The organism is Aeromonas sp. 600282 (genome assembly GCF_049175755.1).
Classification (GTDB): domain Bacteria; phylum Pseudomonadota; class Gammaproteobacteria; order Enterobacterales; family Aeromonadaceae; genus Aeromonas; species Aeromonas veronii_A.
The window spans coordinates 78,199-104,310 of sequence record NZ_JAAKVR010000018.1 but is presented as its reverse complement, the minus strand read 5'-3'; the positions used below and the strand labels follow the sequence as shown (position 1 = coordinate 104,310).

General features: G+C 59.2%; 22 protein-coding genes. 11 read left to right on the top strand and 11 right to left on the bottom strand.

Annotation, left to right across the window (positions count from 1 at the left end; translation table 11 throughout):
• Positions 1-85 precede the first annotated feature (85 nt).
• Positions 86-1,111 (bottom strand): ABC transporter permease subunit, encoded by a 1,026-nt coding sequence (locus G5137_RS16745; protein ID WP_005349436.1) that lies wholly within the window; start codon positions 1,109-1,111, stop codon positions 86-88.
• A gap of 740 nt (positions 1,112-1,851) precedes the next feature.
• Between G5137_RS16745 and G5137_RS16740 the strand changes: the two genes are divergently transcribed.
• From G5137_RS16740 to G5137_RS16705, 8 genes are all read left to right on the top strand, one after another.
• Positions 1,852-4,407, top strand: a complete 2,556-nt coding sequence (locus G5137_RS16740) for a TonB-dependent receptor (protein WP_216951982.1) — start codon at positions 1,852-1,854, stop codon at positions 4,405-4,407.
• 108 nt (positions 4,408-4,515) lie between these two features.
• Positions 4,516-5,280, top strand: coding sequence for a DUF3450 domain-containing protein (locus G5137_RS16735; RefSeq protein WP_005343435.1), 765 nt, complete (start codon positions 4,516-4,518; stop codon positions 5,278-5,280).
• The gene (locus tag G5137_RS16730) at positions 5,277-6,650 is read left to right on the top strand and encodes a MotA/TolQ/ExbB proton channel family protein (protein WP_110303404.1); all 1,374 of its coding nucleotides are present in this window, start codon (positions 5,277-5,279) and stop codon (positions 6,648-6,650) included. Before G5137_RS16735 ends, G5137_RS16730 begins: the two co-directional genes overlap by 4 nt.
• 10 nt (positions 6,651-6,660) lie before the next feature.
• Positions 6,661-7,188, top strand: coding sequence for a MotA/TolQ/ExbB proton channel family protein (locus tag G5137_RS16725; protein WP_005338936.1), 528 nt, complete (start codon positions 6,661-6,663; stop codon positions 7,186-7,188).
• Between the two features lie 67 nt (positions 7,189-7,255).
• Positions 7,256-7,663: an ExbD/TolR family protein gene (locus tag G5137_RS16720; protein ID WP_005338933.1), complete on the top strand. Its 408-nt coding sequence runs from the start codon at positions 7,256-7,258 to the stop codon at positions 7,661-7,663.
• A 16-nt stretch (positions 7,664-7,679) separates the two neighbouring features.
• Positions 7,680-8,315, top strand: coding sequence for an energy transducer TonB (locus G5137_RS16715; RefSeq protein WP_064337222.1), 636 nt, complete (start codon positions 7,680-7,682; stop codon positions 8,313-8,315).
• 11 nt (positions 8,316-8,326) lie between these two features.
• Entirely contained in the window at positions 8,327-9,571 is a 1,245-nt protein-coding gene (locus tag G5137_RS16710; RefSeq protein WP_216951981.1) for a tetratricopeptide repeat protein, read from the top strand.
• Positions 9,572-10,081: 510 nt separating this feature from the next.
• Positions 10,082-11,002 (top strand): L,D-transpeptidase family protein, encoded by a 921-nt coding sequence (locus G5137_RS16705; protein ID WP_227341312.1) that lies wholly within the window; start codon positions 10,082-10,084, stop codon positions 11,000-11,002.
• Between the two features lie 91 nt (positions 11,003-11,093).
• On the opposite strand, the gene sppA is transcribed toward G5137_RS16705, so the two are convergent.
• Positions 11,094-12,938: a signal peptide peptidase SppA gene (gene sppA, locus G5137_RS16700; RefSeq protein WP_421205867.1), complete on the bottom strand. Its 1,845-nt coding sequence runs from the start codon at positions 12,936-12,938 to the stop codon at positions 11,094-11,096.
• 208 nt (positions 12,939-13,146) lie between these two features.
• Here sppA and G5137_RS16695 point away from each other — a divergent pair, with 208 nt between their 5' ends.
• Complete coding sequence (locus G5137_RS16695; protein WP_103250990.1) at positions 13,147-15,174, top strand: NADPH-dependent 2,4-dienoyl-CoA reductase; 2,028 nt, start codon at positions 13,147-13,149, stop codon at positions 15,172-15,174.
• Positions 15,175-15,288: 114 nt separating this feature from the next.
• Positions 15,289-15,837, top strand: coding sequence for an NAD(P)H nitroreductase (locus G5137_RS16690; RefSeq protein ID WP_005338924.1), 549 nt, complete (start codon positions 15,289-15,291; stop codon positions 15,835-15,837).
• 381 nt (positions 15,838-16,218) lie between these two features.
• On the opposite strand, the gene G5137_RS16685 is transcribed toward G5137_RS16690, so the two are convergent.
• From G5137_RS16685 to G5137_RS16675, 3 genes are all read right to left on the bottom strand, one after another.
• Positions 16,219-16,773 carry a sugar O-acetyltransferase gene (locus G5137_RS16685; RefSeq protein WP_421255685.1) on the bottom strand — a complete coding sequence of 185 codons (555 nt, stop codon included), beginning with the start codon at positions 16,771-16,773 and terminating at the stop codon, positions 16,219-16,221.
• Positions 16,774-16,937: 164 nt separating this feature from the next.
• Positions 16,938-17,816 carry a 50S ribosomal protein L11 methyltransferase gene (gene prmA / locus G5137_RS16680; RefSeq protein WP_005338919.1) on the bottom strand — a complete coding sequence of 293 codons (879 nt, stop codon included), beginning with the start codon at positions 17,814-17,816 and terminating at the stop codon, positions 16,938-16,940.
• 537 nt (positions 17,817-18,353) lie between these two features.
• Complete coding sequence (locus G5137_RS16675) at positions 18,354-19,370, bottom strand: zinc-binding alcohol dehydrogenase family protein (RefSeq protein ID WP_421205870.1); 1,017 nt, start codon at positions 19,368-19,370, stop codon at positions 18,354-18,356.
• A gap of 100 nt (positions 19,371-19,470) precedes the next feature.
• On the opposite strand from G5137_RS16675, the gene G5137_RS16670 reads away from it, so the two are divergent.
• Positions 19,471-20,343, top strand: a complete 873-nt coding sequence (locus G5137_RS16670; protein ID WP_421255684.1) for a LysR substrate-binding domain-containing protein — start codon at positions 19,471-19,473, stop codon at positions 20,341-20,343.
• A 1-nt stretch (position 20,344) separates the two neighbouring features.
• Here the strand turns inward: G5137_RS16670 and G5137_RS16665 are convergent, their stop codons facing one another.
• The 6 genes from G5137_RS16665 to aroQ form a co-directional block, all read right to left on the bottom strand.
• Positions 20,345-21,772: a PTS transporter subunit EIIC gene (locus G5137_RS16665; RefSeq protein WP_421255683.1), complete on the bottom strand. Its 1,428-nt coding sequence runs from the start codon at positions 21,770-21,772 to the stop codon at positions 20,345-20,347.
• Positions 21,773-21,861: 89 nt separating this feature from the next.
• On the bottom strand, positions 21,862-23,319 hold the full coding sequence (gene panF, locus G5137_RS16660; RefSeq protein WP_257696664.1) for a sodium/pantothenate symporter: 1,458 nt from the start codon (positions 23,317-23,319) through the stop codon (positions 21,862-21,864).
• Positions 23,309-23,572 (bottom strand): YhdT family protein, encoded by a 264-nt coding sequence (locus G5137_RS16655; protein WP_047438157.1) that lies wholly within the window; start codon positions 23,570-23,572, stop codon positions 23,309-23,311. The genes panF and G5137_RS16655 overlap by 11 nt, the downstream gene beginning before the upstream one ends.
• Before the next feature lie 127 nt (positions 23,573-23,699).
• Positions 23,700-25,040 carry an acetyl-CoA carboxylase biotin carboxylase subunit gene (gene accC, locus G5137_RS16650; RefSeq protein ID WP_216951972.1) on the bottom strand — a complete coding sequence of 447 codons (1,341 nt, stop codon included), beginning with the start codon at positions 25,038-25,040 and terminating at the stop codon, positions 23,700-23,702.
• 15 nt (positions 25,041-25,055) lie between these two features.
• Positions 25,056-25,511, bottom strand: a complete 456-nt coding sequence (gene accB / locus G5137_RS16645; protein WP_216951971.1) for an acetyl-CoA carboxylase biotin carboxyl carrier protein — start codon at positions 25,509-25,511, stop codon at positions 25,056-25,058.
• A 36-nt stretch (positions 25,512-25,547) separates the two neighbouring features.
• Positions 25,548-25,997, bottom strand: a complete 450-nt coding sequence (gene aroQ / locus G5137_RS16640; protein WP_139743401.1) for a type II 3-dehydroquinate dehydratase — start codon at positions 25,995-25,997, stop codon at positions 25,548-25,550.
• Positions 25,998-26,112: the final 115 nt, after the last annotated feature.

Here is a 26,112-nt window from a genome sequence, read left to right as displayed (position 1 = left end):
CGGGGATCAACAAGGGCAACACAGATATCGGAGACGATATGGCGTGATATCAGCATCGGCATGGCAATAGAGGTCTGGTTCATGGTCAATCTCCAAACCGCACACGCGGATCAACCAGGGCAACGCAGATATCGGAGACGATATTGCCAATCAGCATCAGCATGGAGGTGATGGCCAGAATGCCCATGACGGTGGGGTAATCCCGTTCGACGATCGCCTCGTAACCGAGCAGGCCGATGCCGTCGATGTTGAAGATGGTCTCGATGAGGAAGGAGCCGCCAAAGAAAACGGTAAGCACAGACCCCAGGTGGCTGGCGATGGGGATCAGGCTGTTGCGCATGGCGTGGTCGGTGACCGCCTTGCGAAACGGCAGTCCCTTGGCCACGGCGGTACGCACATAATCGGCCGACAGGTTCTCCATCAGGCTGTTTTTCATGGTCATGGTGAGGATGGCGAAATCGCCGATGGCGTAGGCGATAAGCGGCAGCAGGGCGTGGGCAAAGACAGTGCGGATCTGATCCCAGCTGCTCTCCATGTACTCAAAGTCGTCTCCCGGAAAACCGCCCATTGGCAGCCATTCCAGATGGAAGGCGAAGACGGTGATGAGGAAGATCCCCACCACGTAGGCGGGCAAGGCATAGGCCATGTAGATAAGCATGGAGCTCAACGAGTCGAAGCGGCTGTTGTGCCTGAGCGCCTTCGCCACCCCCAGTGGAATGGAGACCGCATAGCTCAGCAGAAAGGTCGCCAGCCCGAAGAAGGCGGTGACCGGGAGCCGATCCTTGATGAGATCCCACACCGGCTCGTAGTAGCGGGTCGATTCGCCCAGATCGAGTACCGCCAGCTTCTGCAGCCACTCCCAGTAGGCGACCAGCATGGGCTTGTCGAGGCCATAGAAGGCCTTGAGCTCCTCGATCTGTTCATCGGAGAGGGCCTGCGCCCCCTTGCTGCCACTGGAGCGGCCAGATTCATTCTGGGAAACCTGGGCTTGCAGCAGCATGCGTTCGACCGGTCCGCCCGGCACGAAACGGGTGATGGTGAAGACGAGCAGGGTGATACCGAGAAACGTCGGGATGATCAAAAGCATCCGGCGTAGGAAATACGACAGCATGGTGGAACCTCGTCCTTGTTGTTCTTTTTTGCGGCCAGTCAAATCCGGTGACGGGCCTGTCCTTCCTGGCATTACGCGCTGGATTGGTTGCCAAACAGCAGACAATCCGCTTGGCCACTGTAAAAGCTCTGCAACAAAAATCAAGTACAAGGAAATGGAAAACTGGGACAAATGACCCGCTGAGACCAAAAGCACCGAAAAATGACGTTTTTTATCTGAAAAGTGAAAATCAAAACAAAACGCTACTGCTCAACATTATTTTAAAAAATATAAACAGCTGTTTGTTTGAATCTTGTTTTTGTTTATGTGATTGAATTTTAAGTGCTTTTATTTCTGCTGTCAAAGAAGGGAAAACGATATCATCTCGACAAATTTATCTATCTCCCCCATCGGAGTGGTCAGTCACAATAATAATTAAAATAGAGTTTTATTCTTATTTTTGCCAATAAATCGAAATAAGATATAAAGAGACAACACGTAAACAAATAAGTTCATCAACTTTTAATTCAGCGTCTTTTACATGTTTTAACAACGATTTCACATTGCGCGGGATGTTTTTGGCAGAATTATTCACTAATTATGCCGGTCAAAATTAATACACTCCGCTTATTCCACATCTCACCCTCCCGATCCCCCCACTCCATTGACGTCGCCAGTCAAAGATTGATAAGCCTTACGCATCGCTCCAAAGAGGGCGGTATCAGGAAGCAAACAATAAACAACCAGGAAGGATATAAGCGATGCTTAGGAAGAGCAGAATCTCTGCTGCGATTGCGTTCGCCTTGGCGAGCCTTGCGGCGGCCCCATCCGTATCTGCCGAAGAAGGGCAGAACGTCGAAAAACTGCAGAAAATCAAAGTCACTGGCTCCCGTATCTCTCGTGTTGATGTTGAGGGGGCGACTCCGGTTGTCTCTGTCAGCAAGGCCCAAATTGAACAGTCTGGCCAGCAGACTGTGGCTGATTATCTGAAACAGGCCTCCTACAACTCCTTTGGTGGTTTCTCTCCATCCTCCGGTAGCTCAGCCCAGTCACAAGCCACCGTAGGGCTGCGTGGCCTTGGTGAAGATCGCACACTGGTGTTGCTCAATGGCAAGCGTATCGCCGGTTCTCCCTCCATGGGGGGCACCGCCATCAACCTCAACACCATCCCCATGGCGGCCGTTGAGCGGGTGGAAGTGAACCTGGACGGTGGCTCTGCCCTGTATGGTTCTGATGCCATCGGTGGCGTTATCAACGTGATCCTCAAAGAGGGTTTTGAAGGTTTGTCATTCCAGGGGCGCGTCGGTTCACCGACCGAGGAAGGTGGTGACGAACAGAGTGGTTCCATCGTCAGCGGTATTTCGGGTGAGAAAGGTTCCCTGATGATGGTCTACGAGCATGATGTGAAAGACGAGATCTATTACAAGGATCGTGACTATCTGGCCAAGCAGGGGGCTGAGTCTCCTAGCCTCTATGGTCGCAATATCAAGGGAGTAGACGCGGCAACTGGCAAGACCGTAACCCGTACTCTGAATGGGGTCGACTGTGAAAGCACCGGCGCCGGTTTTGTCACCAAGGGTACGGCTTGCCGCTTCGACTTTGCCCAGGTCGCAGCCAAGACCGCCTCGCGTACTCGCGACACCGTCTATGTCAACGGCCGCTACCATATCAACGACAATGTGGATTTCGTGCCACAGATGATTGGTTCCCGGGTCACCAGTTTTGGTCGTTTCGCCCCTGCTGCAGGTGCCTTCACCGTGGATGGCTCCACCCCTGAAAGCGCTGCAGTCCTGTCTGCCAACAACTTCAGCACCGCCAAGGCTGCGACGGTTTACTACCGCTTCAACAACGTCGGTCCCCGTGACAACGAAGTGACCGACTTGACCGGTACTCTGAACCTGGGTTTTGAAGGGGTGGTTCCGACCGAGGCGGTTGGCGATCTGGAGTGGAACGCCGGTTACATGTACTCCAAGACAGATAACCAGAGTATTGGTAATGGCTATGTATTGGAGCCGGCGGTTCAGACTCAGGTAAACAGTGGAAACTTCGTCAACGGCAGCTTCTCCGCTGATGCCACCAAGGATCTCTCTTATACCACCAGCCGCAACTCCAAGATGGATTTCTTCCAGTGGTATGGCGGTCTGGGTTGGGAGATGGGCGAACTGCCTGCTGGCCCGGTCAGCTGGTATCTGGGTGCCGAGTATAACGATTGGGTTTACTCCGACACCTACGACAGCCAGTCCGAAGCGGGTAACGTACTGGGTTCATCCGGCAACTCCGGTAGCGGTGTGCGCGATGTGTTTGCCACCTACATCGAGAGCCTGATCCCCATCACCGAGCAGATCGAGCTGAACCTGGCGGGTCGTTACGACAAGTACAGCGACTTTGGCAGCGCCTTCTCGCCCAAAGCGAGTCTGCGTTATCAGCCACTCGACCAGCTGATGTTCCGTACCTCCTGGTCCCAGTCTTTCCGCGCGCCGGGTCTGAATGATCTCTATGCGGCGGATGCCCAGTCAGCGGACTTTGCCAAGGACTATGTCTACTGCCAGGCCAATGGTATTGCAAACTGTTCCGAAGAGCAGTACGAGACAACGCGCCAATCCAACAAGAACCTGAAGGAAGAGACCGCCAATACCTTCACTATCGGGGCGGCCTACAATCCGCTGGACAATCTGAACCTGTCGCTCGATTACTACTACATCAAGATTGATGACGTGATCCAGTTGGCTACCACCCAGACCCAGTTCTATCAGGAGCTCAATACCGGCAGCAACCCGAACGTCATTCGTGACGCCAACGGCGATGTCGAGAAGGTCTATGCCGGCATGGTCAACTTGGGGCAACTCAAGACCAGTGGTATCGACTTCAAGGCGGACTACAAGTACGACTTCAACTCCTTCACCCTGCGTTACGACTTTGGCAGCAGCTACATCCTGAAATATGAGGAAGGTCTGTTTGCTGGTGGCCCAATGGTTGACAAGAAGGGCTGGAATGGCAAACCCGATTTCCGTTTCAACTCCGGGATCGGTGCCAACTTCCCACAGCTGTGGAATCTGGATACCTACCTGAGCACCAACTATATCGACTCCCAGAGCCAGGACTATGTGGATGACAAGGAAGAGGGCCATATTGCTTCCAATACCATCTGGAATCTGAACGTTGCGGTCGATACCAGCTGGAATGCCAAGATCCAGACCGGCGTGAAGAACATGTTCAACCGTGGACCTTCCCTGTCAAATGATGGTTACACCTACGATGAATACCTCTACAGCATTGACGGACGGGTCTACTACATCGACTACACCCAGAAGTTCTAATCAACCCCGTTGATATACAACCTCAGTCGGCCCGGTCGGGCCGGCTGTGCCCAACGTCCAAGGAAGTTACGGAGATAGGGTAATCCTATGAAGACAAGGACCATTACAATGAAGAAAGCGCTCCTTGGCAGCCTGGTTTCGGCCGCCTTGTTGACCAGCTTCAATCTGAGTGCCGCCACTGCCGGTCAGGCCGTGGACGCTCAAGCCGCCACCGACAACGCATCCAAAGTTTCCCAGCAGAAGATCGACAGCTATGCCGAATCTGCCGAATCCGCACTGGCTCAGTACAAGGCAGCCCTGCGTCAGGTCGACAGTCTGCGCACCTACAACGAGCAGGTGAGCAAGATGGTCGAGTCCCAGAGTGCCGAGCTGGCGTCGATGCAAAAGCAGATCGCCCAGATTGATCAGACCAGCACCGAAGTTGTCCCCCTGATGCTCAAGATGATCGACTCCCTCGAGCAGTTTGTGGCGCTGGATCTGCCGTTCCAGAAGGTCGAGCGCGAGGACCGCGTAGCAGCCCTGACCGACCTGATGAACCGTGCCGATGTCACCATCTCCGAGAAGTACCGCAAGATCCTAGAGGCCTACCAGATCGAGGAGGGCTTCAGCCGCACCATCGAATCCTACAAGGCGAGCCTGGACAAGGATGGTAGCGAGAAGACCTACGAGTTCCTGCGGGTTGGCCGCATCGCGCTGCTTTATCAATCCCCGGATGGCAATGAGACCGGGATGTGGAACAAGAAGACTCGCCAGTGGGAAGAGTTGCCCCAGGAGTATCGCAGTGCGGTTGAACAGGGCCTTCGCATCGCCAAGAAGCAGGCGCCTCCCGCTCTGATCAAGCTGCCGGTTCAAACTGCGGAGAAAGCATCATGAAAGGAATCAAACTTGCGATTGCCTCCCTGATTGCGGGAGCAACCCTGGTCACCCTGCCGGTGACCGCCGCCGAAAAACCGGTGGATCTCAATGCGCTGCTGAATCAGGTCAAGGCCTCCAGCCTGAGCGAATCCCAACTCAACAAGGAGCGGGAAGCCCGCTTCCTGGCTGACAAGAACGAGCAGGGGGCGCTGCTGGCCAAGGCCAAGGCCGAGCTGGCTGCCGAAACCGCCAAGGGCGAGCAGCTCAAGGCGACCTTCGATGCCAATGACAAGCAGCTGACCGAGCTGACTGAAACCCTGCGCCAGCGTTCCGGCAACATGGGTGAGATGTTCGGCGTACTGCGTCAGTTCGCCGGTGAGTTCAAGGGGATCTTCAACGCCTCCGCCCGTCGGGTCGAGCATCCGGAACAGACCGCGCTGCTGACCCGTCTGGCCGAGAGTAAAGAGCTCCCCTCCAGCGACGATCTGGAAGCGTTCTGGACCACCACCCTCAGCCGCATGGTGGACGGTGGCAAGGTGAGCCAGATCCCGGCGACTGTGGTCTACGGCGAAGGCAACCAGGCCGAGAAGACGGTCACCCAGATCGGTGAGTTCAACACTGTCTCCGAAGGCAAGTACCTCACCTTCGTGCCGGAGACCGGCAAGTTCGAGCAGCTTTCCCGTCAACCTGACAAGGGGGTGCTGGCACCGATCGCCGAGTTTGAACAGGGCGGTGACGGGGTCAAGCCCATCTTTATCGACCCGTCTCGCGGCGTGATCCTCTCTCTGCTGGTGCAGTCACCGACTCTCAAGGAGCGGATCGATCAGGGTGGTGAAGTGGGTTACGTCATCATGGTGCTCGGCGTGCTCGGTACCCTGCTGGCCATCTTCTGCGGTATCCGCCTGTCGCTGATCGGCTCGTCCATGCGCAAGCAGCTGAAATCTGATCAGATCATCAAGGGCAACCCCATTGGTGACATGCTGGGGGCCTACCAGAGCCATCGCGGTGACAACATCGAGGATCTGGAGTCCAAGCTCGACGAGATCATCCTGCGCAACGTGCCCAAGTTCGAGAAGGGCATCAGCATCATCAAGCTGATCGCTTCCGTCGCGCCGCTGCTGGGCCTGCTCGGTACTGTAGTGGGGATGATTGCCACCTTCCAGGCCATCACATTGTTCGGTACCGGCGATCCCAAGCTGATGGCGGGCGGTATCTCGGAGGCGCTGGTGACCACCATGCAGGGTCTGGTCGTCGCGGTGCCCATGCTGTTCCTCTACACCATTGTGCAGACCCAGAGCCGTCGTCTGATCCAGGTGCTGGAAGAGCAGAGCGCCGGTTTCGTTGCCCGTTATCAGGAACGTCTGCACGCCTCCAAAGCCGCAGCGTAAGGAGTCACCCATGTGGTTCTGGTTGATTGAAGAAGTCGAGTCGGTCCGCCGGTTTTTGGGATTGGGGGGCGATGTACTGGTCGCCCTGTTCTTCCTGACTCTGATGATGTGGGCCCTGTTGCTGGAGCGCTGGTTCTACTTCATGGCGGTCTACCCCAAGCAGGTGAAGCAGACCAAGGCCACCTGGCTGGCCCGTACCGATCATCTCTCCTGGTCTGCCAAGCAGATCCGGCGCGAGCTGGTCTCACGGGTTGCCATGGCGGTGGACAAGGGGATGCCGGTCATCAAGGTGCTGATCGCTCTCTGCCCGTTGATGGGGCTGCTCGGCACTGTGGTGGGGATGGTGCAGGTGTTTGACACCCTGGCCATCACCGGCACCGGTTCGCCGCGGGCGATGGCATCGGGGATCTCCAAGGCAACGGTACCGACCATGGCGGGCATGATCGCCGCCCTTTCCGGCCTGTTTTTTGTCAACCAGCTCGATCACAAGGCCAAACTGGCGGTGCAAAAGCTGGAAGACAACCTGAAACACGGTTGATGCAGGATGCATACCCCCGGCGAGGCATGGCCTGCCGGGGGCACAGAACAAGCAAGGAGTTTCTGCTATGAGAAAACGTTACAGCGACAGCGGTGCTGACGAGGCGGCTATCGATTTGACCCCCATGCTGGACATAGTGTTCATCATGCTGATCTTCTTCATCGTCACCACCTCCTTCGTCAAGGAGTCCGGTGTCGAGATCAACCGTCCCAGTGCCAGCACGGCCGAGACGGTGAAGAAGGGCAATATCATGGTCGCGGTGCGCGAAAACGGTCAGGTCTGGGTCGACAAGCGGGTGGTCGAGGTGGGGGCGGTACGCGCCAACATCGAGCGGCTGCGGGCCGAAAACCCGGAGAGCGCCGTGGTGATCCAGGCCGATAACGAATCCCGTTCCGGTCTGGTGGTGCAGGTCATGGATCAGATCCGCATGGCCGGTGTCCAGAACATCTCCATCGCGGCAGACAAGAGCAGCTGATGCCGGAGAGAGACCTATGAGATACCTGATATCGTTGGCGGTCTCCTGTGTGGTGGTGTTCTTTCTGTTTCTGGGAATGAACAAGCTGATCACACCGGATCACCGGGAGCTGGTGGAGAAGGAAGACGTCAGCATGACCGATTTCATCCGCCTCAAGCCCCAGGAGACCCTGCAAGAGAAACAGCGGGAGCTGCCCAAACCGCCGCCGCCCAAGCGTCCGCCACCGCCTCCCGAGATGGAAGTGGCCAGCACGGATCGGCCTAAGATGGAGAGCGCGCCGATGGACATGCCCAAGCTCGACATCCCGGTCAACATCGGTGGTGGCAACGCGCTGGGGGCCTACAGCACCGGCGGCGGTGGTGGCGGAGTCGGTGGCAACAACGGCGCCATTCCGCTGGCAACCTTCGAGCCCATGATGCCCCGCAAGGCGGCGCTGGCGGGCCTGGCCTCCGGCAAGGTGCTGGTGGAGTTCACCGTCACCGAGCGCGGCACCGTCAGCAACGTGCGGATCGTCAAGGAAGAGCCGCGCAGCTATGACCTCGGCAAAGAGGCGCGCAAAACCATCGCCAAGTGGACGTTCAAACCGGCCATGGTGGATGGCAAGCCGCAGGCGAGCCGTATGCAGCAAGAGATCGAGTTTGCGGTCAACTAAGGAAGGTGGCGATGAACAAGTTACACAAGATGATCCTCGCCCCGGTCGCCATGGCGGTGCTGCTCAGCACCGCCAGTTGGGCCGCCGAGCAGCCGGCCCTGTCGGATCGGGCCTATCGGGCGGTCAACAAGGCGCAGGAGCTGATCACTGACAAGCAATACGGTCTGGCGAATGCCAGATTGCAGGAGGCACTCTCCAGCGTGGGTGATCGGGTCTACGACAAGGGGGTCATATTGCAGACTCTCGGTTTCGTAGCCGCCCAGCAGGAGAAATACGGTCAGGCGACCAAGTACTTTGCCGATGCCATCGCGACAGGCGGCCTGCCGCCACCGGTGGCCCAGCAGGTGCGCTACAACCTGGCCCAGCTCTATATGGCTGAGGGTAATTATCAGGGCTCGATCAAGACCATGAAGGAGTGGTTTGCCAACCAGGGCAAGGATGACAAGCCCAACTCCCATGCCTATATCACGCTGGCCAACGCCCACGTGCAGCTCAAGCAGTACCGTGACGCGATCCCGGCGGTGGATCAGGCGATCAAGCTGTCGGCAGGTAAAGCGCCGGAGTCCTGGTATCTGCTGAAGATGGGCGCTCACTACGAGCTGAAACAGTACAAACCGGCGACCGAGGTGCTGACCTCTCTGGTCAATATGTTCCCGGAGAAGAAGAAGTACTGGACCCAGCTGTCGGCCATGCATATGCAGGCAGGCAACGATGGCAAGGCGCTGGCGGCGCTGGAGTCGGCCTACAACCTCGGCATGTTGACCGAGGCTGCCGAGCTGCAGCGTCTCGCCAACTACCTCGCCTTCACCGGCATTCCCCATCGCGCCGCACGGGTGATGGAGAAGGGGATGAAGGACGGGGTGATTGAGCAGAGCGCTGGCAACTACAAGACCCTGGCCAACTACTGGCATCAGGCCAAGGAGCTGGATCCGGCCATCGACACCCTGGCCAAGTCCTACCAGCTGGCCCCGAGCGCCGAATTGCAGCTGAAAATGGCGCGCATGATGATCCAGAGCAAACGCTATCAGGATCTGGTGGCGCTGGCCGCCAAACCGGCAGCCAATGCAAATGGTGAACAGCGGGCGGATCTCAAGTTCCTGACCGGGGTCGCCTATTTTGAGCAACAAAAGCCGAAGGAGGCCCTCAACGCCTTCACCCAGGCGGCTCAGAATGGCAACGTCAGCGGTCGGGCATCCCCCTGGATCAGCTTCCTCAAAGAGCAGAGTGGTGCGGCGGGGGAGGCGGCCGTCCAGTAATTCCAATGACAACGCTTGAAGTCCCTTTTATGGTTGCCTGGTGGCTCCATTAACCGCTCTTCGGAGCGGTTTTTTTATGGTGGCAGCCAGTCCCTGCTGTAGTCGAAGCGCTATTTTCCACCTTTTCGCTCCAATGAAAGTGCCACAGTCAACATTGGCCTATCTCCTCCGAGGTGACAAACGTTTCAGCCAGGGCTGCAACCGTGACACCAGGTGGCACAGCGCTGTGGTCTAAGGGGGCGGGGTTGGTCCGCAGAGAGGGGGCTATGCTGTACATCTCTCTTTCAATGGCGACTTGCCAAGGGGGCTTTTGCTCTGTTGATAAGCATCACACCGAAAACGGCCACTTTTAACAAGAAAAGCAACATATGGAAGTTGAAATTTTGGCCGACTCGGGAAAGAATGCGCGCTCGGTTATTTGGCGCCGTGGTGCAGGTTGACCCGCCACCGGCAGACCGAAGATAAGATGGCCTCCGGCCCATTTGGTACAGGAAACCACACAGGAATTTTATGAGCCCCCTTCGCACTGCCGCTTCGGCCCTTTTATGCACACTTGCGCTGATCAGCCAGCAGGCTGCCGCCGTCGAGTACCGTCTGCCTGCGGCCAACAGCCGTCTGATCGGTGAGAATCTGGAATATGTGGTGCCTGCGGACAATCGTCCGCTGGAGCAGATTGCCTCCGAGTTTCAGTTGGGTTTGACCAATATCATGGAAGCCAACCCGGGCGTTGATCCCTATCTGCCCAAAGCGGGCAGCACCCTGATCATCCCTCACCAGTTGATCCTGCCCAACGCGCCCCGCGAAGGGATCGTCATCAACGTTGCCGAGATGCGCCTCTACTACTATCCGAAAGGGAAGAACGTGGTACAGGTATTGCCCATCGGCATCGGTCAGCTGGGGGTGAACACCCCGGAGAACTGGATCACCAAGGTAGAGCGCAAGCGCGCCAATCCGACCTGGACCCCGACCGAGAACATCCGTCGTCGCTATGCCGCCCAGGGCAAGACCCTGCCGGCAGTATGGCCAGCCGGTCCGGATAACCCCATGGGTCTGCACGCCCTTTACATCGGCAACCTCTATGCCATCCACGGAACCAACGCCACCTTCGGTATCGGTCTGCGGGTGAGCAGCGGTTGCGTGCGTCTGCGCGCTGACGACATCAAGTATCTGTTCGACAACGTGCCGGTCGGCACCCGCGTCCAGTTCGTCAACCAGCCGGTCAAGACCACGGTCGAGCCGGATGGCGGTCGCTACATGGAAGTACACGAGCCGCTGTCACGCACCGAGGAGGAGTTCAACTCCACCGCCTCCGTGCCGCTCCCGATGACACCGGCCATCACCCGCTTCATCGCTCACGCCGAGTCTGACTCCAACGTGGTCAAGCAGGTGCTGGAACAGCGTACCGGTATGCCGACCCGCCTCAATCCCTGATTGAGCAAGTTGGCGGTGCCGCGCGCACTGGCTGAATAAAGAAAACGGCGACCATCTGGTCGCCGTTTTTTATGGGTGAGTCACCGCTTGCTCACTGCACGCAGACCGGGCAGAAGGCGTAGGTGCCTTGCGGATCGTTGAAGCGGGTGAGCGGGTCAAGACTGCGGTTCACTTCCACCAATGCCTTGCCAAATCCAGCCGGCAGCCAGCTTTGCAACTGGGGGGCCAGCACTTGGGCACTGCTGTCAAACAGCTGGCGCAGGAACTTGTCCTTGGTGGACTCCTCCTGCTCGATGGGGGTGACCTGCCACTCCTTGAGGTTGGCCAGTTCGGCGGCGGCCTTGATGGCGTCATCCAGATTGCCGAACTCGTCCACCAGACCCAGGGCCTTGGCATCTTCGCCGGTCCAGACTCGGCCTTCGGCCGCTTTTTCGGCCTCTTCCGGGCTCAGACCACGGCCCTTGCTCACCAGACCGATGAAGCGCTGGTAGGTATCCTCCACGCTCAGCTGGATGGCCTGACCGACGTGATCCGGCAGGGCGCGGGTCGGGCCGACACCGACGTAATCTGTGGTGCCAACCCCGTCGGTATGGACACCGAACTGGGCCAACGCCTTGTCGATGGTGGCGAACATGCCGAATACCCCGATGGAGCCGGTGAGTGTGGTCGGGGAAGCGAAGATCTTGTCCGCATCGGCGGAGATCCAGTAGCCACCGGAGGCGGCATAGCTGCCCATAGAGACCACTACCGGTTTGCCTGCCTGTTTCAGGGCCAGTAGCTCGGCGCGGATCTGCTCGGCGGCGAAGGCGCTGCCGCCCGGGCTGTCGACCCGCAGGACCACGGCTTTGACCTTGTCATCGCGGCGGGCATCGGCCAGCAGGTCGGAGAGGCTGTCGCCGCCGATGGTGCCGGCAGGCTGGACGCCATCCATGATGGCGCCGCTGGCGACCACCAGACCCACCTCATCCTTGCCGCTCTGGGGATATTGTTCCGGAATGGCAGCCAGATACTCTTTCAGGCCGACCCCTTTCCAGCCGTGGTCGTCCGCTTCACCCACCTCTTTAATGACCGCCTGGGTCATCTCGTCGCGGGTGGCCAGCTGATCCACCAGCCCGTTGTCGAGGGCGTAGTTGGCGGCATTGCCACCGGCTTTGCGCAGCAGCTCGAGGAAGCGCTCCTTGCCCGGTGCGACCGCATCGGGTTCGATCTCCCGCTGCTCGGCTACGTCAGCCACATAGGATTGCCACAGCTGATCCAGCCAGCGCTGGTTCGCTTCTTTGCTCTCGGGGGACATCTCGTCGCGGGTATAGGGTTCGACGAAGGATTTGTAGGTGCCGACCTTGAATACATGCGGGGTGATGTTGAGCTTCTCCAGCGCCGACTTGAAGTAGGTCTGGTAGACACCAAGCCCCTCGATCACCACGGCGCCGCTCTGGTTGAGCAGCACGTGATCGGCGTGGGCCGCCAGCAGGTACTGGCCTTGAGTGTAGAAGTCGGCCATGGCAATCACCGGTTTGCCGCTCTCCCGGAAGGAGTCGATGGCACTCGCCACCTCCTGCAGTTTGGTGAAGTTGGCTCCCTGCAGCCCTTGCGGCTTGATCACCAGCGCCTTGATGCGCTCGTCATCCTTGGCATTCTTGATGGCCCATAGCAGGTCGGAGAGGACGATCTCGCTCGGCTGCTCGTCGCTGCTGTCCATCTGACGCAGCAGTTGTACGGTGGGGTCTGTCTGGGAGCGTTGCTCCACCAGCACGCCGTTGAGATTGAGGGTCAGCGCCCCTTCGATGGGCGCCTTGGGGGCCTCTTTCTGGCTGACGCTGAAGACGATGACCAGCACTACGATGAGAAACAGCAGATTGACCAGCATCAGCCGGGTGAAATTGAGCAGGCGCCACAGGCTGCGGAACAACCAACCCAGACCTTTGAAAATAGACATAGTCGCGTTATCGCCCTGTTAATGGGTAGAGAAGAGCCATTATTAACCAGTTGCGGGCGAAATTGCCATTTCCGACTGGCGGATCCCGCCTATCTTCGTTCAGGGCACGGCTGTTCGCTGAAAAATTGTCCAAACATTTGTTTGAAAAAGAATTTTCGATTCTTTACTCTAGCCTCAGTTTGATAACAAAAAATTAACTGGAGGCATCGTGAGCCGCTATCCGACCCTGCTGACCCCGCTCGACCTTGGTTTTACCCAGCTGCGCAACCGCGTCTTGATGGGCTCCATGCATACCGGCCTCGAAGAGGAGAAGGGCGGTTTTGACAAGCTGGCCGCCTTTTACGCCGAGCGCGCCCGTGGTGGCGTTGGCCTTATCGTCACCGGCGGCATTGCCCCCAACCTGCGCGGTCGGCTGGTGCCTCACGGCTCTCAGCTGAGCTTTCCCTGGCAGGTGAGCAAGCACAAGAAGGTGACCAGCGCCGTGCATCAGGAGGGGGGCAAGATAGCGCTGCAGATCCTTCATGCGGGCCGCTATGCCTACCATCCGTTCAGCCTGGCGCCGAGCGCCCTCAAGGCTCCCATCTCCCCGTTCAAGCCGCGGGCCATGAGCGAGCGGCAGATCCGCGGCACCATTCGCGACTTCGCCGCCACTGCGGCGCTGGCCAAGGCGGCCGGTTATGACGGGGTCGAGGTGATGGGGTCGGAAGGCTATCTCATCAACCAGTTCATCTGCGAACGCACCAACAAGCGCACCGATGGCTGGGGCGGCAGCAGCGAAAACCGGATGCGCTTCCCGGTGGAGATTGTCCGCGCCATCCGTGAGCGGGTGGGCACGGATTTCATCATCATCTTCCGCCTCTCCATGCTGGATCTGGTGGAGCAGGGCTCGACCCTGGAAGAGGTGATTGCCCTTGGCAAAGCGCTGGAAGCGGTGGGGGTGACCCTGATCAACACCGGTATCGGTTGGCACGAAGCGCGTATTCCCACCATCGCCACCAGCGTGCCGCGCGGCGCCTTCAGCTGGGTGACCGCCGAGCTGAAAAAGCATCTCAAGGTGCCGCTTATCACTACCAACCGGATTAACACCCCAGAGGTGGCAGAGCGGATTCTGGCGGGTGGCGAGGCGGATATGGTCTCCATGGCGCGCCCCTTCCTGGCTGATCCCGAATTTGTCATCAAGGCGGCCGAAAATCGGGCGGACGAGATCAACACCTGCATCGCCTGCAATCAAGCTTGCCTTGACCATGTGTTCAAGCAGAAGCGCGCCTCCTGTCTGGTCAATCCCCGCGCCTGTTTCGAGACCGAGCTGACCTTTGGCCGCGTGCCCCAGCCCAAGAAGCTGGCGGTAGTGGGGGCGGGCCCGGCCGGGCTGGCGTTCGCCTGTTACGCCGCCGAGCGCGGTCATCAGGTGAGCCTGTTCGATCAGGCCAGCGAAATCGGCGGCCAGTTCAACTTCGCCAAGCAGATCCCGGGCAAGGAGGAGTTTCACGAGACTCTGCGTTATTTTGCCAAACGGCTGGAGAAGTGCGGCGTCGAGCTCTATCTCGGCCAGCGCCAGAGTGCCGAGAGTCTGCTCGGCGGCGGTTTTGACGAGGTGATCCTCGCTACCGGTATTCGTCCGCGCACCCCCAATATTCCGGGCATCGAACATCCCAAGGTGATGAGTTATCTCGACGTATTGCGGGATCACAAGCCGGTCGGCCAGAAGGTGGCGGTGATCGGTGCCGGCGGCATCGGTTTCGATGTGGCTGAGTATCTGGTAGAGAAGAAGGTGGAAATGGATGCCGATGGGCACCGTGATCACTGGCTCAAGGAGTGGGGCATCGACAAACAGCTTGGCGAGCGCGGTGGCCTCACGGCTCCTGAAATCGATGCCCCCGAGCGCCAGATCTGGCTGCTCCAGCGCAAGGAGAGCAAGGTGGGTGACGGACTTGGCAAGACAACCGGCTGGATCCACCGTACTGTGCTCAAGAACCGTAAGGTGCAGATGCTCTCCGGGGTGCAATATCTGGGGATCGATGACGAGGGCTTGCACATTCAGGTGGGCGAGACCAAGCAGTGTCTGCCGGTGGATCAGGTGATAGTCTGCGCCGGACAAGAGCCCCTCAAGGAGCTGCAGGCCGGTCTGCAGGCCGCTGGCAAGCCGGTGCATATCATCGGCGGTGCCGACGTGGCCGCCGAGCTGGATGCCAAACGCGCCATCCGGCAAGGGGCCGAGCTGGCTGCGATCATCTAGCCAGCTGTGCCATCCTGCCCTTTATCGTGCGATAAACCCCTGAGCCTCAGGGGTTTTCTTCATTCGGTGCTGTGCTAAGGTAGCGCCATCATTGCCCCAGAGAAGGAATTGCCCATGGATGCCCTCACCCTGTTGCTCAATCGCCACTCCTGTGGCCGTCTCGCCGATCCCGCCCCGAGCGGTGAGGTGCTCGACAATATCCTCAAGGCGGGCCTGCGTGCGCCGGATCACGGCACCCTGACCCCCTGGCAGTTCATTCTGTTTGAAGGGGAGGGGCGTGAGCGGCTGGGCAAGCTGCTGGCCGAGGCGGCCCGTGCCCGTGGCGAAGATGAAGAGAGCATCAAGAAGTGCAGCGAAGCGCCACTGCGGGCGCCCTTGGTCGTCGCCGTGGCAACCCGTTATCAGGATCACCCCAAGGTGCCGAAACTGGAGCAGGAGCTCTCTGCCGGTTGTGCCCTGATGGCGATGCAGATGGCCGCGCAGGCGCAGGGCTTCAACGGTATCTGGCGCTCCGGCTGGTTTATCTTCGATGAGCAGATCAACAAAGGATTGGGACTGGCGGCAGAGGATCAGCTGGTGGGTTTCCTCTATCTCGGCACCCCCATGCTGGAAGCGCGTAAACTGCGCGAGCTGCCGCTCGATGAGTTTGTCCGCCGTTTCTGACTTTTCGGCCACGTTGCGGTTGAGATAAGCAAAGCCTCGAGAAATCGGGGCTTTTCTGTTTAACCGTGAATAGTAACCAGAGAAATTGGGGAAAATAAATGGCTCAAAGAGGCTTCGCGCGCCATAGCAGGTAATTATTTAAATAGTGCGATGTACCTCGCAATCCTGTTGTATTTCACTATGTAAAACGTTTGCGCATTCGCTAATATCTCCCTGCCAGTTTAGAAGGGCACTCCTTCTAATTTTTCTGCGATGAGAGTCGCAATTCCGTAGCACCTTTTAACAGCCCAACGTCTTCGTGACATTGGGCTTTATTTTTTATGGGGTGTCGGGGTTGTTGTGAGTTGATGGCGGCATCAAGATGCAGCCCGGTTGGCAGCCTTATGCCCTGTTTTTGGCTGGCAGGATCCGGGCTGGATTGCCGACTACCCGAGCTCCGGCCGGTACATCTTTGGTGACTACGGCGCCCGCGCCGACGATCGCCTCCCGCCCTATGGTGACGCCGGGCAGCAAGATGGCGCCGCCCCCAATCCAGACCTTGTCTTCAATGGTGACCGGCAGCGCCGTCTCTGTGCCCTGAATCCGTTTGTCGGCCTCCAGTGCATGGGCTGCAGTATAGATCTGCACGTTTGGCCCAATCATCACATGGGCGCCGATGCGAATGGGGGCATTGTCCAGCAGGGTCGCCTCCATATTGATGTAGGAGTCCTTACCAAGCTGAATATGACGGCCATAGGTGCAGTAGAGTGGCGGGCAGATAAAGGCATTCTCAGCCAATTCGCCAATCAGCTCCGCCAGTAGTGCCCGCTGCTCTGCTTCCTCTTCCGCCTGATTGAAACGGCGATAGCGCCGTGCCGCCTCCCGGCGCAACTGGGCCAACTCGGGTGTCATGCAGTTGTACGGTTGGCTGCTAATCATCTTCTGGTATTCGATCATGGCAGGGCCCCAATGATGTGGAAGAACGATGTTAATCCCTCATTGGCCAGAGAAGCGTGAACCGTCCCCCAGAGTAGGAAAGGGGGGAGAAACAACAAGAGCACCCGCGGGTGCTCTTGTTTAATAAAGATGCTGACTTACCGCCTTGAGAGCGGGAGCTATGTTTAGCCGTGTTTGCGGCCGGAGAGGCGGCACCACTCCTCCTTGACGGCGGTCGGATCCATCTCGAACCACTGGCCGTAGATGGTTTCCAGCTCCGGAGCCTGGCTCTCCAGCACGCCGGAGAGGGCCATCAGGCTGCCCGCTTTGCCGTGGCCGGCGATCAGCGGTGCCAGTTCGCGCAGCGGGCCGGCCAGGATGTTGGCGACTACCACGTCCGCTTCGACGTCTTGTGGCTGGTCGGCCGGCAGATAGAGCTCAATCTGGTCGGCAACGCCGTTGCGCGCGGCGTTATCGCGGCTGGCCTGAATGGCTTGCGGGTCGATGTCGATGCCGATAACGCGGGCAGCACCCAGTTTCAGGGCGGCGATGCCGAGAATGCCGGAGCCACAGCCAAAATCGACCACGGTTTTACCGGTCAGATCCAGCCCATCCAGCCACTGCAGGCAGAGAGCTGTGGTGGGGTGGGTACCGGTACCGAAGGCCAGACCCGGATCCAGCATGACGTTGACCGCATCGGGGTTCGGCACATCGCGCCAGCTCGGGCAGATCCAGAGGCGCTCGCCAAACTGCATCGGGTGGAAGTGATCCATCCACTCGCGCACCCAGTCCTTGTCTTCCAGCTGCTCGACCTTGTAGCCGACGTTTTCGCCGAAGATCTGCTGGAAGAAGGCGATGGTGGGGGCCGGATCGGTTTCGGCATCAAACAGACCCATCACTTCGGTCTCGCCCCAGAGCGGGGTTTCACCGGGCATGGGTTCGTAGACGGGCACATCCTTGGCATCCATAAAGGTCACCGCCTGGGCTCCACGCCCCAGCAGCATGTTGCTCACCTTGTCTGCGGTCTTGGCAGTGGCGTTGATTCGAATTTGTATCCAGGGCATGGCGTTGACTCTTCATAAATGTGAAACCGCGAGATTCTACCATCATGGGGCAGTGCTGTCGTGGTTTGCCCATGACGTGGAGGGATTCGGGGGCTTTTGCCGGATTGGCACGGTTCCTGTATTGCTCTATGCAGGCGAAGACGACCGGTTTTCGCTGAACGCTTTGCTCAAGTTCCGTCATCTTTCACTGCCACCCTCGGGTGGCATTTTTTTATCTGCACTTGTTTGCCTGGTAAACAGTCTGCCAGATAAAAAAAGAGCAAGGTCGGCACCTTGCTCAAGGACGGGCTGACGCCGTTTTGGCGTATTCATGCTGCTGTTGGCACGCCAGATGCAAAGACTAGATTGTCCTGCATAAGGATATGTGTGTGATTGTTACCCCAATGTTCAGGTATTCAGGCCATTTCTCGCGAAATGGCCTCTTTTTTGGCTGATTGTCGGACGTTGGCCTGCCACAGGAAGTCATGAGTGCCGCTGGTTGTGCCCGTTTGGGGCATCTCCTTGGTGAACTTATCCCATCATGGTGCGTTTGAGGGCTTAGTTGGCAAAGCCGCTCATGTCGATCACCAGCTTGCCTACCATGCGTCCCGCCTCCACCTCGGCATGGGCCTGAGCCAGCGTGACCGGGGTCAGCGACGGGATGGTTCTGGTCAGAGTAGTCTGCAATACCCCTTCATCGACCAGTGCCGCCACCCGGCCGAGCAGGCGGTGCTGTTCGATCATGTCCGGCGTCTGGAACAGGGAGCGGGTGAACATGAACTCCTGGCTGAAGGTGACACTCTTGCTCTTGAGCAGGGAGAGATCCCACGGCTCGCTCGATTCGGCGATGGTACAGATATGGCCAAACGGGCGGATCAGCCCTGCCATGGTGGCCCAGTGTTCGGCGGTGGCGTTGGTGCAGAAGATGGCATCGACCTGAGTGATGCCAAGGGCGGTCAGCTCCTCCTGCAACTTGTGGTGGTTTACGACCTGATGGGCGCCCATCTCGAGGCACCACTCGCGGCTCTCGGGGCGGGAGGCGGTCGCAATCACCTCCATGCCGGTGAGCTGGCGGGCCAGCTGGATGGCGATGGAGCCCACGCCACCGGCGCCGCCGATGATCAGCAGTTTGCCACGGCTTTCGCGGGTAAGAGCGAAGCGCTCGAACAGGGTCTCCCAAGCGGTGATGGCGGTGAGCGGCAGGGCGGCGGCCTCCACATCGCTCAAGCTGGTGGGGGCGATGGCGGCGATGCGCTCATCCACCAGTTGCAGGGCGCTGTTGCTGCCCGGACGGCTGATGTCGCCGGCATACCAGACCCGGTCGCCCGCCTTGAACAGGGTAATTTCGCTGCCGGTGGCGATCACTTCCCCCACCGCATCCCAGCCCAGCACCCGGGGCGAGCTTTCAATTTTGGCCTTGGGGGAGCGCACCTTGGTATCCACCGGATTGACGGAGGTAGCGCTAACCCGCACCAGCAGGTCCCGCGGGCCCGGAACCGGATCGGGCAGGTTGGCGGCGATAAAGCAGTCGGGGTGGTCGCTTGGCAGATAGTGAGTCAGGGCAATGGCTTTCATGGTTTTTCCTTTCAAATCGCTGTGTTCGGGATTGCCACTCACTCTAGTCTGGTTGATTATCAAGATTAAGATGGGTAATCGGTAAAGACTGTTTGAATATATGAACAATGTCGATCTGGAGTTGATGGGGCTGTTTGCCACCGTGGTGGAGCAGGGAAGCTTTACCCGGGCCGCCGAGCTGCTCGGTATGCCCAAGTCATCGGTGAGCCAGAAGATCTCGCGGCTCGAATCCCAGCTCGGGGTGCGGCTGTTGCAGCGCACCACCCGCAGGTTGAGCCTGACCCCGCAGGGGGAGCTCTATGTGGAGCACTGTCAGGGGCTGCTGGCACTGGCCCGCAGTGCCAATCTGGCGATGGCACGGCTGCGCTCGGCCCCGGCGGGGCGGGTGCGGATCACTGCCCCCGAGGCGACCGGTACTCTATTGCTTGGCCGGATCCTCGCCGAGTTTCGCGCCCTCTATCCCGAGGTGGTGCTGGAACTGACCCTGAGCGATGAACAGCTCGATCTGGTGGGGGAAGGTTATGATTTGGCGCTGCGGGCGGCGCCGCTGAAAGACTCCAGCCTCATCTGTCGGCGTATCGGTCAGGTGGCGCGTCATCTGGTGGCTGCGCCCGCCTATCTGGCGGCCCACGGCATGCCGCAGCAGTTGAGCGAGCTGGGCCGTTATGCCTGTCTGGTGCACTCGGCCATGCCGGTGTGGCCATTGCAGGAGGGGGGCTGGCGGCCGCAGGGGGCTTGTCTGAGCAACAGCCTGCTGGCGCTGCGGGAGCTGGCCATCAACGAGGGGGGGATTGCCCTGTTGCCCCACCATGTCTGTGAAGGGGATTTGGCGGCGGGGCGGCTGCAGAAGGTGTTGCCGGATCAGCCCATTCCGGCCAACCCGTTCTACCTAATCTATCCGAGTCGGGAGCATCTGGCCCCCGCTCTGCGCACCCTGATGGATTTCGTGGCCGAGCGGTTGCCGTTCGCCTGAGTTACCAGCTGCTCTGGCTGGCCGACTCCTGATTGGGTTTGAGGCCGAGGGGGACCGACTGGCGCTCCGCCAGCATGCGGATCTGCCCTTCAATCAGGCTGGCGCTGGGGCCCAGCACCAGCACCAGCTGGTGGTCGTTGAGCTGGATCCAGGAGAGGCAGCCCAGACCCAGCAGGCGGGATTCATCCACCAGTGAAATATCGCGCACCCGCAGGCTGAGGCGGGTGATACAGACACTCATCGCCACCAGATTGTCCATCCCGCCCAGCACCTTGAGGTACTGGATCGCCAGCATCTGCGGGTCTGAGGGGGCAACGCTGGCAAGGCGCGGATGCTCCACCGCGATGGGCTTGCTCGGCATGCTGAGGGGGGCACGCTCCAGCAGCTGATAGAACAGCAGGGTGTAGGCGACGAAGAACAGGATACCGACCGGGATGAGCCAGAAGCTGTGCTCCCCTGCCTGATAGCTCAGCACCAGATCCAGCAGACCGGCGGAGAAGTAACTGCCCACCTTGATCCCCAGCCCGCTACAGACCGCCAGCGACAGTCCGGTCAGCAGGGCGTGGGCGAGAAACAGCCAGGGGGCGGTAAAGGCGAACAGAAATTCGATAGGCTCTGTGATACCCACCAGTGCCGAGGTGAGCGCAAGGGTGAGCAGCAGCCCGCCCTGTGGCAGCCGCTGCATCCGCTGGCGGTGCAGCCAGATGGCAAAACAGGCGCCCGGCAGGCCGAACATTATGATGGGGTAAAGACCGGCTACATATCCTTCATGAAGGGGCTGGGCGCTGGCCAGTGCCTGCAGGTTGCTCTCGCCAAGGCCGATGACGCTGCCCAATACCTGATGCAGCCCGAGCGGGATTAACAAGCGGTTGAGGGTGCCGTAGCAGAAGGCGCCAAACGGCGTGGTAAGCAGCTCCGAGGTGAGCAGGGTCAGCCCGCGCTCCAGCGGTGGCCACAGCAGCGAGAGGGGGATGGCGATCAGCAGGCAGGCCAAGGCCGACACCAGCAGGCTGGGAAACTCCCCCCTGGCGATCTGCAGCCAGCGGGGCAGCGTTTGCTGGTGAACCCATGGATAGATGATGGCAGTGGTGAGCCCCGCCAGCAGACCGCAGATCATGTCGGCGTGCAGGTTGGGGGCCAGCGTATTGAAGGCGGTGCTGAGCAGCAGGAAGTTGACCGCCCCCGCCAACGTCTGTCCGCCCAGCTCCTGCCGACTCAGGCCAAAGGCGATCGCCACCGCATAGATGAGCGGCATCTGGCTGAAGATCGCCTGACCGGTGAGGGAGAGCACCGCCAAATCGAGCACGTCGGGTTGCCCAAGCCGGTAGATCAGCGCCGCCATCGGCAGGATGGAGACGGGCAGCAGCAGGGCATAACCGAGCCGCTGCAGGGCTTGAGTAACGACTTGTCGAGTGGCTTTAACGGGCATACAGCGGCTACGTTCTGTGACTTGGCGCACAGTTTAACCGGAAAACACCTATTTGGGGATAGTTTTGGAACCCATAATTTATATTTTTATTATTTCTGCCCGAAAAGGTCGCGCACTTCCCGCGAGGGCGGTGCCGTCAGCAGGCTGACCGTGATAAAGACCACCAGCGCCAGCGTGAGGCTTGGCACTATGGCGTGCAGGCCAGCCAGCTTGATCCCCCACTGACTCAGTACCCCATAACTGACGATGCCGCTGACCATGCTGGCCAGTGCGCCCGGGCCGTTGGCCCGCGACCAGTAGAGGCCGAGCACCAGTGGCCAGAGGAACACCGCTTGCAATCCGCCAAAGGCGAGCAGGTTGAGCCAGATGATCATCTCGGGCGGTTGCAACGCCGCCAGCAGCACCAGAGTGCCGAGGATCAGGGTACAGAGCAGGGAGAGGCGGGGGATGCGCACTTCCAGCTTCTCCTGCTTTGGACTCAGATAGTTGAGATAGAGATCCTTCACCAGAGTGGCGGAAGCCTGGATCAGCTGGGAGTCGATGGTGGACATGATGGCCGCCATCGGCGCCGCCAGAAAGACCCCGGCCAGCCAGGGGGGCAGCACTTCCATCATCAGGGAGGGCATGATCTTGTCCGGGCTGTCCATGCCCGGCAGGATGGCGCGACCCAGAGCGCCCGCCAGATGCATGCCGAACATCAGCAAGGCGCTGACCACGGTGCCGATCAGAATGCCGCGATGGAGCGCCTTGCTGTCGCGATAGCCAAAGCAGCGCAGCGCCGAGTGGGGCAGCCCTACCACTCCGACACAGACCAGGATCCAGAAACTCAGCATAAAGGGCTGGGTCAGCATGTCGCCGGCCCCCTGCGGGCTCACCAGCTTGGGATCGATCTCCCTGAGCTGGTGGATGAGGTTTGGCAAGCCGTCACCGGCGACCAGAATGCCCGCCAGCAGGGCACCGGTGCCGATCAGCATGATGATCCCCTGCAGAGCATCGGTCATTACCACGGCGCGGAAGCCGCCGATGATGGTGTAGAGCAGTACGCAGCTGGCAAACAGCATCAATCCCTGCTGGTAGGAGAGGCCGGTAGCGGTCTCCAGCAGGCGGGCGCCGCCGATAAACTGCACCACCATGGTCGCGATAAAGGCGAGGATGATAGTAACGGAGCCGAGGATCACCACCGCCTTGCTCTGATAGCGGGCCCACAGCATGTCGTTGATGGTCACCGCATTGACCCGGCGGGCGATGATGGCGAACTTCTTGCCAAGCACCCCCAGGGTCAGCCAGACGGTGGGCAGCTGGATCATCGCCAGCAACACCCAGCCCAGACCGATCTTGTAGGCCGCGCCCGGCCCACCGATAAAGGAGGAGGCCGAGGTGTAGGTGGCCACTAGCGTCATCGCCAGCACCAGCCCGCCCATGCTGCGGTTGCCGATGAAGTACTCCTGCACGAAGTTGCCTTGCGCGCGATGGCGGCTGGCCCAGAAACCCACCCCTAGCACCAGCACCAGATAGATGACGAGCGGCAGCATCAACTCAAGATTCATGGGATGACTCCTTGCCGGAAGGGGAGTGGGTATCGAGGGGGATCTCCACAAACAGCCGGTTCACCATCAGGGCGCAGAGCAGAATGAACAGCAGCGGCATCACCATGCAACTGAGCAGGAACCACAGCGGCAGCCCCCACAACTCCAGCTGGGGCGGGATAAAATAGGCGGTGCCATACCAGGCAAAGAAGTAGAACAGGGTCAGCAGCAGGCAGAAAGCTGCTTCCCGGCGGGCGAGAGCAAAACGGTTCACCTTGGCCTCCGACAAATTTGAGGGGCGCAAGGATAACAAAAAAGGGCCATGTCGCCATGGCCCTTTTTCAGCAGAGGCTCCTTGCGGAGCAGACTTCCACCGGAAGTCCGGTCACTATCAGCGATCCTTACAGACCCAACTTCTTGTGCAGGTAGTGGATATTGGTGCCACCGTGCTGGAAGTTTTCGTCTTTCATGATCTCTTTTTGCAGCGGTACGTTGGTCTTGATCCCTTCCACCACCAGCTCGTCCAGCGCATGACGCATGCGGGCGATAGCAATGTCACGATTCTCGCCGTAGCAGATCAGCTTGCCGATCATCGAATCGTAGTGGGGTGGTACCTTGTAACCGGCATAGATGTGGGAGTCCCAACGCACGCCCAGTCCACCCGGCGCGTGGAAGCGCTGCACCAGACCCGGAGAGGGCATGAAGGTGGCCGGATCTTCGGCGTTGATCCGGCACTCGATGGCATGGCCACGGATGCGGATATCCTGCTGGGTGATCGACAGGGGCTGACCGGCGGCGATGCGCAGCTGCTCCTTGATCAGATCGATACCGGTGACCATCTCGGTGACCGGGTGCTCAACCTGGATACGGGTGTTCATTTCAATGAAATAGAACTCGCCGTTCTCGTACAGGAACTCGAAAGTACCCGCACCGCGGTAGCCGATCTCGATACAGGCGCGCACACAGCGCTCGCCGATGAACTTGCGCATTTCGGCGGTGATGCCGGGCGCCGGCGCCTCTTCCACCACTTTCTGGTGGCGACGCTGCATGGAGCAGTCACGCTCGCCCAGATAGAGGGCGTTGCCCTGGCCGTCTGCCAACACCTGAATTTCGATGTGGCGCGGGTTTTCCAGGTACTTCTCCATGTAAACCATGTCGTTCTTGAAGAACTGGCCTGCTTCGGATTTGGTTAGGGCAATGGCGGAGGCTAGCTCGGCCTCGCTGCGTACCACGCGCATGCCACGACCACCGCCGCCACCGGCAGCCTTGATGATCACCGGATAGCCGATGCGCTTGGCAATAGCGGCATTGCGCTTGGTGTCGTTGTCCACCGGACCGTCAGAGCCCGGTACACACGGTACGCCTGCCTTCTTCATCGCTTCGATGGCGGAGACTTTGTCACCCATCAGGCGGATGGTCTCGGCGCGCGGGCCGATGAAGATGAAGCCGGATTTTTCGACCACTTCGGCAAAATCGGCGTTCTCGGAAAGGAAGCCGTAACCCGGGTGGATGGCCACGGCACCGGTCACCTCGGCGGCGGCGATGATGGCCGGAACGTTGAGGTAGGAGTCGGTACTGGCTGGTTTGCCGATACAGATGGATTCGTCGGCCAGCAGCACATGTTTGAGCTCCCGGTCGGCGGTGGAGTGAACGGCCACTGTCTTGATCCCGAGCTCTTTGCAGGCGCGCAGGATCCGCAGGGCAATTTCACCGCGGTTGGCGATGACTACTTTGTCCAACATGGGTGGCGATTTCCCTTATTCGATGATGAACAGCGGCTCGTCAAATTCGACGGCCTGACCATTTTCAACCAGGATCGCTTTGATCACACCGGCCTTGTCAGACTCGATTTGGTTCATCATTTTCATGGCTTCGACGATGCACAGGGTATCGCCGACATTGACTTGCTGACCCACTTCCACGAACGGCTTGGCTTCCGGGCTGGAGGAGCGGTAGAAGGAGCCAACCATGGGAGAGCGCATCAGGTGACCGCTCGGTGCGGCATCTGCGGCCGGCGCAGCGGCAACCGGGGCGGCGGCTGGAGCGGCAACCGGAGCGGCTGCTTGCTGCATGATCATCTGCGGTGCGGCAGTGACCTGGCCTGCGAAGTTGCGGCTGATGCGAACGGACTCTTCACCTTCGGAGATCTCCAGTTCGGCGATGCCGGACTCTTCAACCAGTTCAATCAGCTTCTTGATTTTGCGGATATCCATTAGCATTCTCTTTCTTCTTTATCTGATCAGTGATTATCAAGCCGCGTGCAGATGGCGCACGGCCGCGGTTAAAGCGAATTGATAGCCATCGGCCCCCAGACCACAAATGACCCCTTTGGCGACATCAGACAGATAGGAGTGATGACGAAACGGCTCCCTGGCATGAACGTTTGACAGGTGAACCTCGATAAAGGGGATGGCGACACCCAGCAGCGCATCGCGGATGGCGACGCTGGTGTGGGTGAAGGCGGCCGGATTGATGATGATGAAATCCACCTGACCCATGGCCTGATGGATGCGGCTGACCAACTCATGTTCGGCGTTGGATTGCAGATGTTCCAGAGTGACACCGAGTTCGCTGGCGTTGAGCTTCAGATCGGCGACGATCTCATCGAGCGTCTTGCTGCCGTAGATACCCGGTTCCCGTTTGCCCAGCAGATTCAGGTTTGGACCGTTGAGCAGGAGAATTCGGCGATGTTGCGACATATTGAGTGCATCCTCGATGATCATGCTGCTATCTGTCAGCTATCTTGTGGACTACCTGAAATCTAGCCATTTTCTGCGCAAATCGGTGTGCCCTGGCACACAGATTTCGCAATTA

Excerpts from the sequence above, each read along its gene's own strand:
- G5137_RS16745 (WP_005349436.1), bottom strand. The coding sequence starts at position 1,111 with ATGCTGTCGTATTTCCTACGCCGGATGCTTTTGATCATCCCGACGTTT.
- G5137_RS16740 (WP_216951982.1), top strand. The coding sequence starts at position 1,852 with ATGCTTAGGAAGAGCAGAATCTCTGCTGCGATTGCGTTCGCCTTGGCG.
- G5137_RS16735 (WP_005343435.1), top strand. The coding sequence starts at position 4,516 with ATGAAGAAAGCGCTCCTTGGCAGCCTGGTTTCGGCCGCCTTGTTGACC.
- G5137_RS16730 (WP_110303404.1), top strand. The coding sequence starts at position 5,277 with ATGAAAGGAATCAAACTTGCGATTGCCTCCCTGATTGCGGGAGCAACC.
- G5137_RS16725 (WP_005338936.1), top strand. The coding sequence starts at position 6,661 with ATGTGGTTCTGGTTGATTGAAGAAGTCGAGTCGGTCCGCCGGTTTTTG.
- G5137_RS16720 (WP_005338933.1), top strand. The coding sequence starts at position 7,256 with ATGAGAAAACGTTACAGCGACAGCGGTGCTGACGAGGCGGCTATCGAT.
- G5137_RS16715 (WP_064337222.1), top strand. The coding sequence starts at position 7,680 with ATGAGATACCTGATATCGTTGGCGGTCTCCTGTGTGGTGGTGTTCTTT.
- G5137_RS16710 (WP_216951981.1), top strand. The coding sequence starts at position 8,327 with ATGAACAAGTTACACAAGATGATCCTCGCCCCGGTCGCCATGGCGGTG.
- G5137_RS16705 (WP_227341312.1), top strand. The coding sequence starts at position 10,082 with ATGAGCCCCCTTCGCACTGCCGCTTCGGCCCTTTTATGCACACTTGCG.
- sppA (WP_421205867.1), bottom strand. The coding sequence starts at position 12,938 with ATGTCTATTTTCAAAGGTCTGGGTTGGTTGTTCCGCAGCCTGTGGCGC.
- G5137_RS16690 (WP_005338924.1), top strand. The coding sequence starts at position 15,289 with ATGGATGCCCTCACCCTGTTGCTCAATCGCCACTCCTGTGGCCGTCTC.
- G5137_RS16685 (WP_421255685.1), bottom strand. The coding sequence starts at position 16,773 with ATGATCGAATACCAGAAGATGATTAGCAGCCAACCGTACAACTGCATG.
- prmA (WP_005338919.1), bottom strand. The coding sequence starts at position 17,816 with ATGCCCTGGATACAAATTCGAATCAACGCCACTGCCAAGACCGCAGAC.
- G5137_RS16675 (WP_421205870.1), bottom strand. The coding sequence starts at position 19,370 with ATGAAAGCCATTGCCCTGACTCACTATCTGCCAAGCGACCACCCCGAC.
- G5137_RS16670 (WP_421255684.1), top strand. The coding sequence starts at position 19,471 with ATGAACAATGTCGATCTGGAGTTGATGGGGCTGTTTGCCACCGTGGTG.
- G5137_RS16665 (WP_421255683.1), bottom strand. The coding sequence starts at position 21,772 with ATGCCCGTTAAAGCCACTCGACAAGTCGTTACTCAAGCCCTGCAGCGG.
- panF (WP_257696664.1), bottom strand. The coding sequence starts at position 23,319 with ATGAATCTTGAGTTGATGCTGCCGCTCGTCATCTATCTGGTGCTGGTG.
- accC (WP_216951972.1), bottom strand. The coding sequence starts at position 25,040 with ATGTTGGACAAAGTAGTCATCGCCAACCGCGGTGAAATTGCCCTGCGG.
- accB (WP_216951971.1), bottom strand. The coding sequence starts at position 25,511 with ATGGATATCCGCAAAATCAAGAAGCTGATTGAACTGGTTGAAGAGTCC.
- aroQ (WP_139743401.1), bottom strand. The coding sequence starts at position 25,997 with ATGTCGCAACATCGCCGAATTCTCCTGCTCAACGGTCCAAACCTGAAT.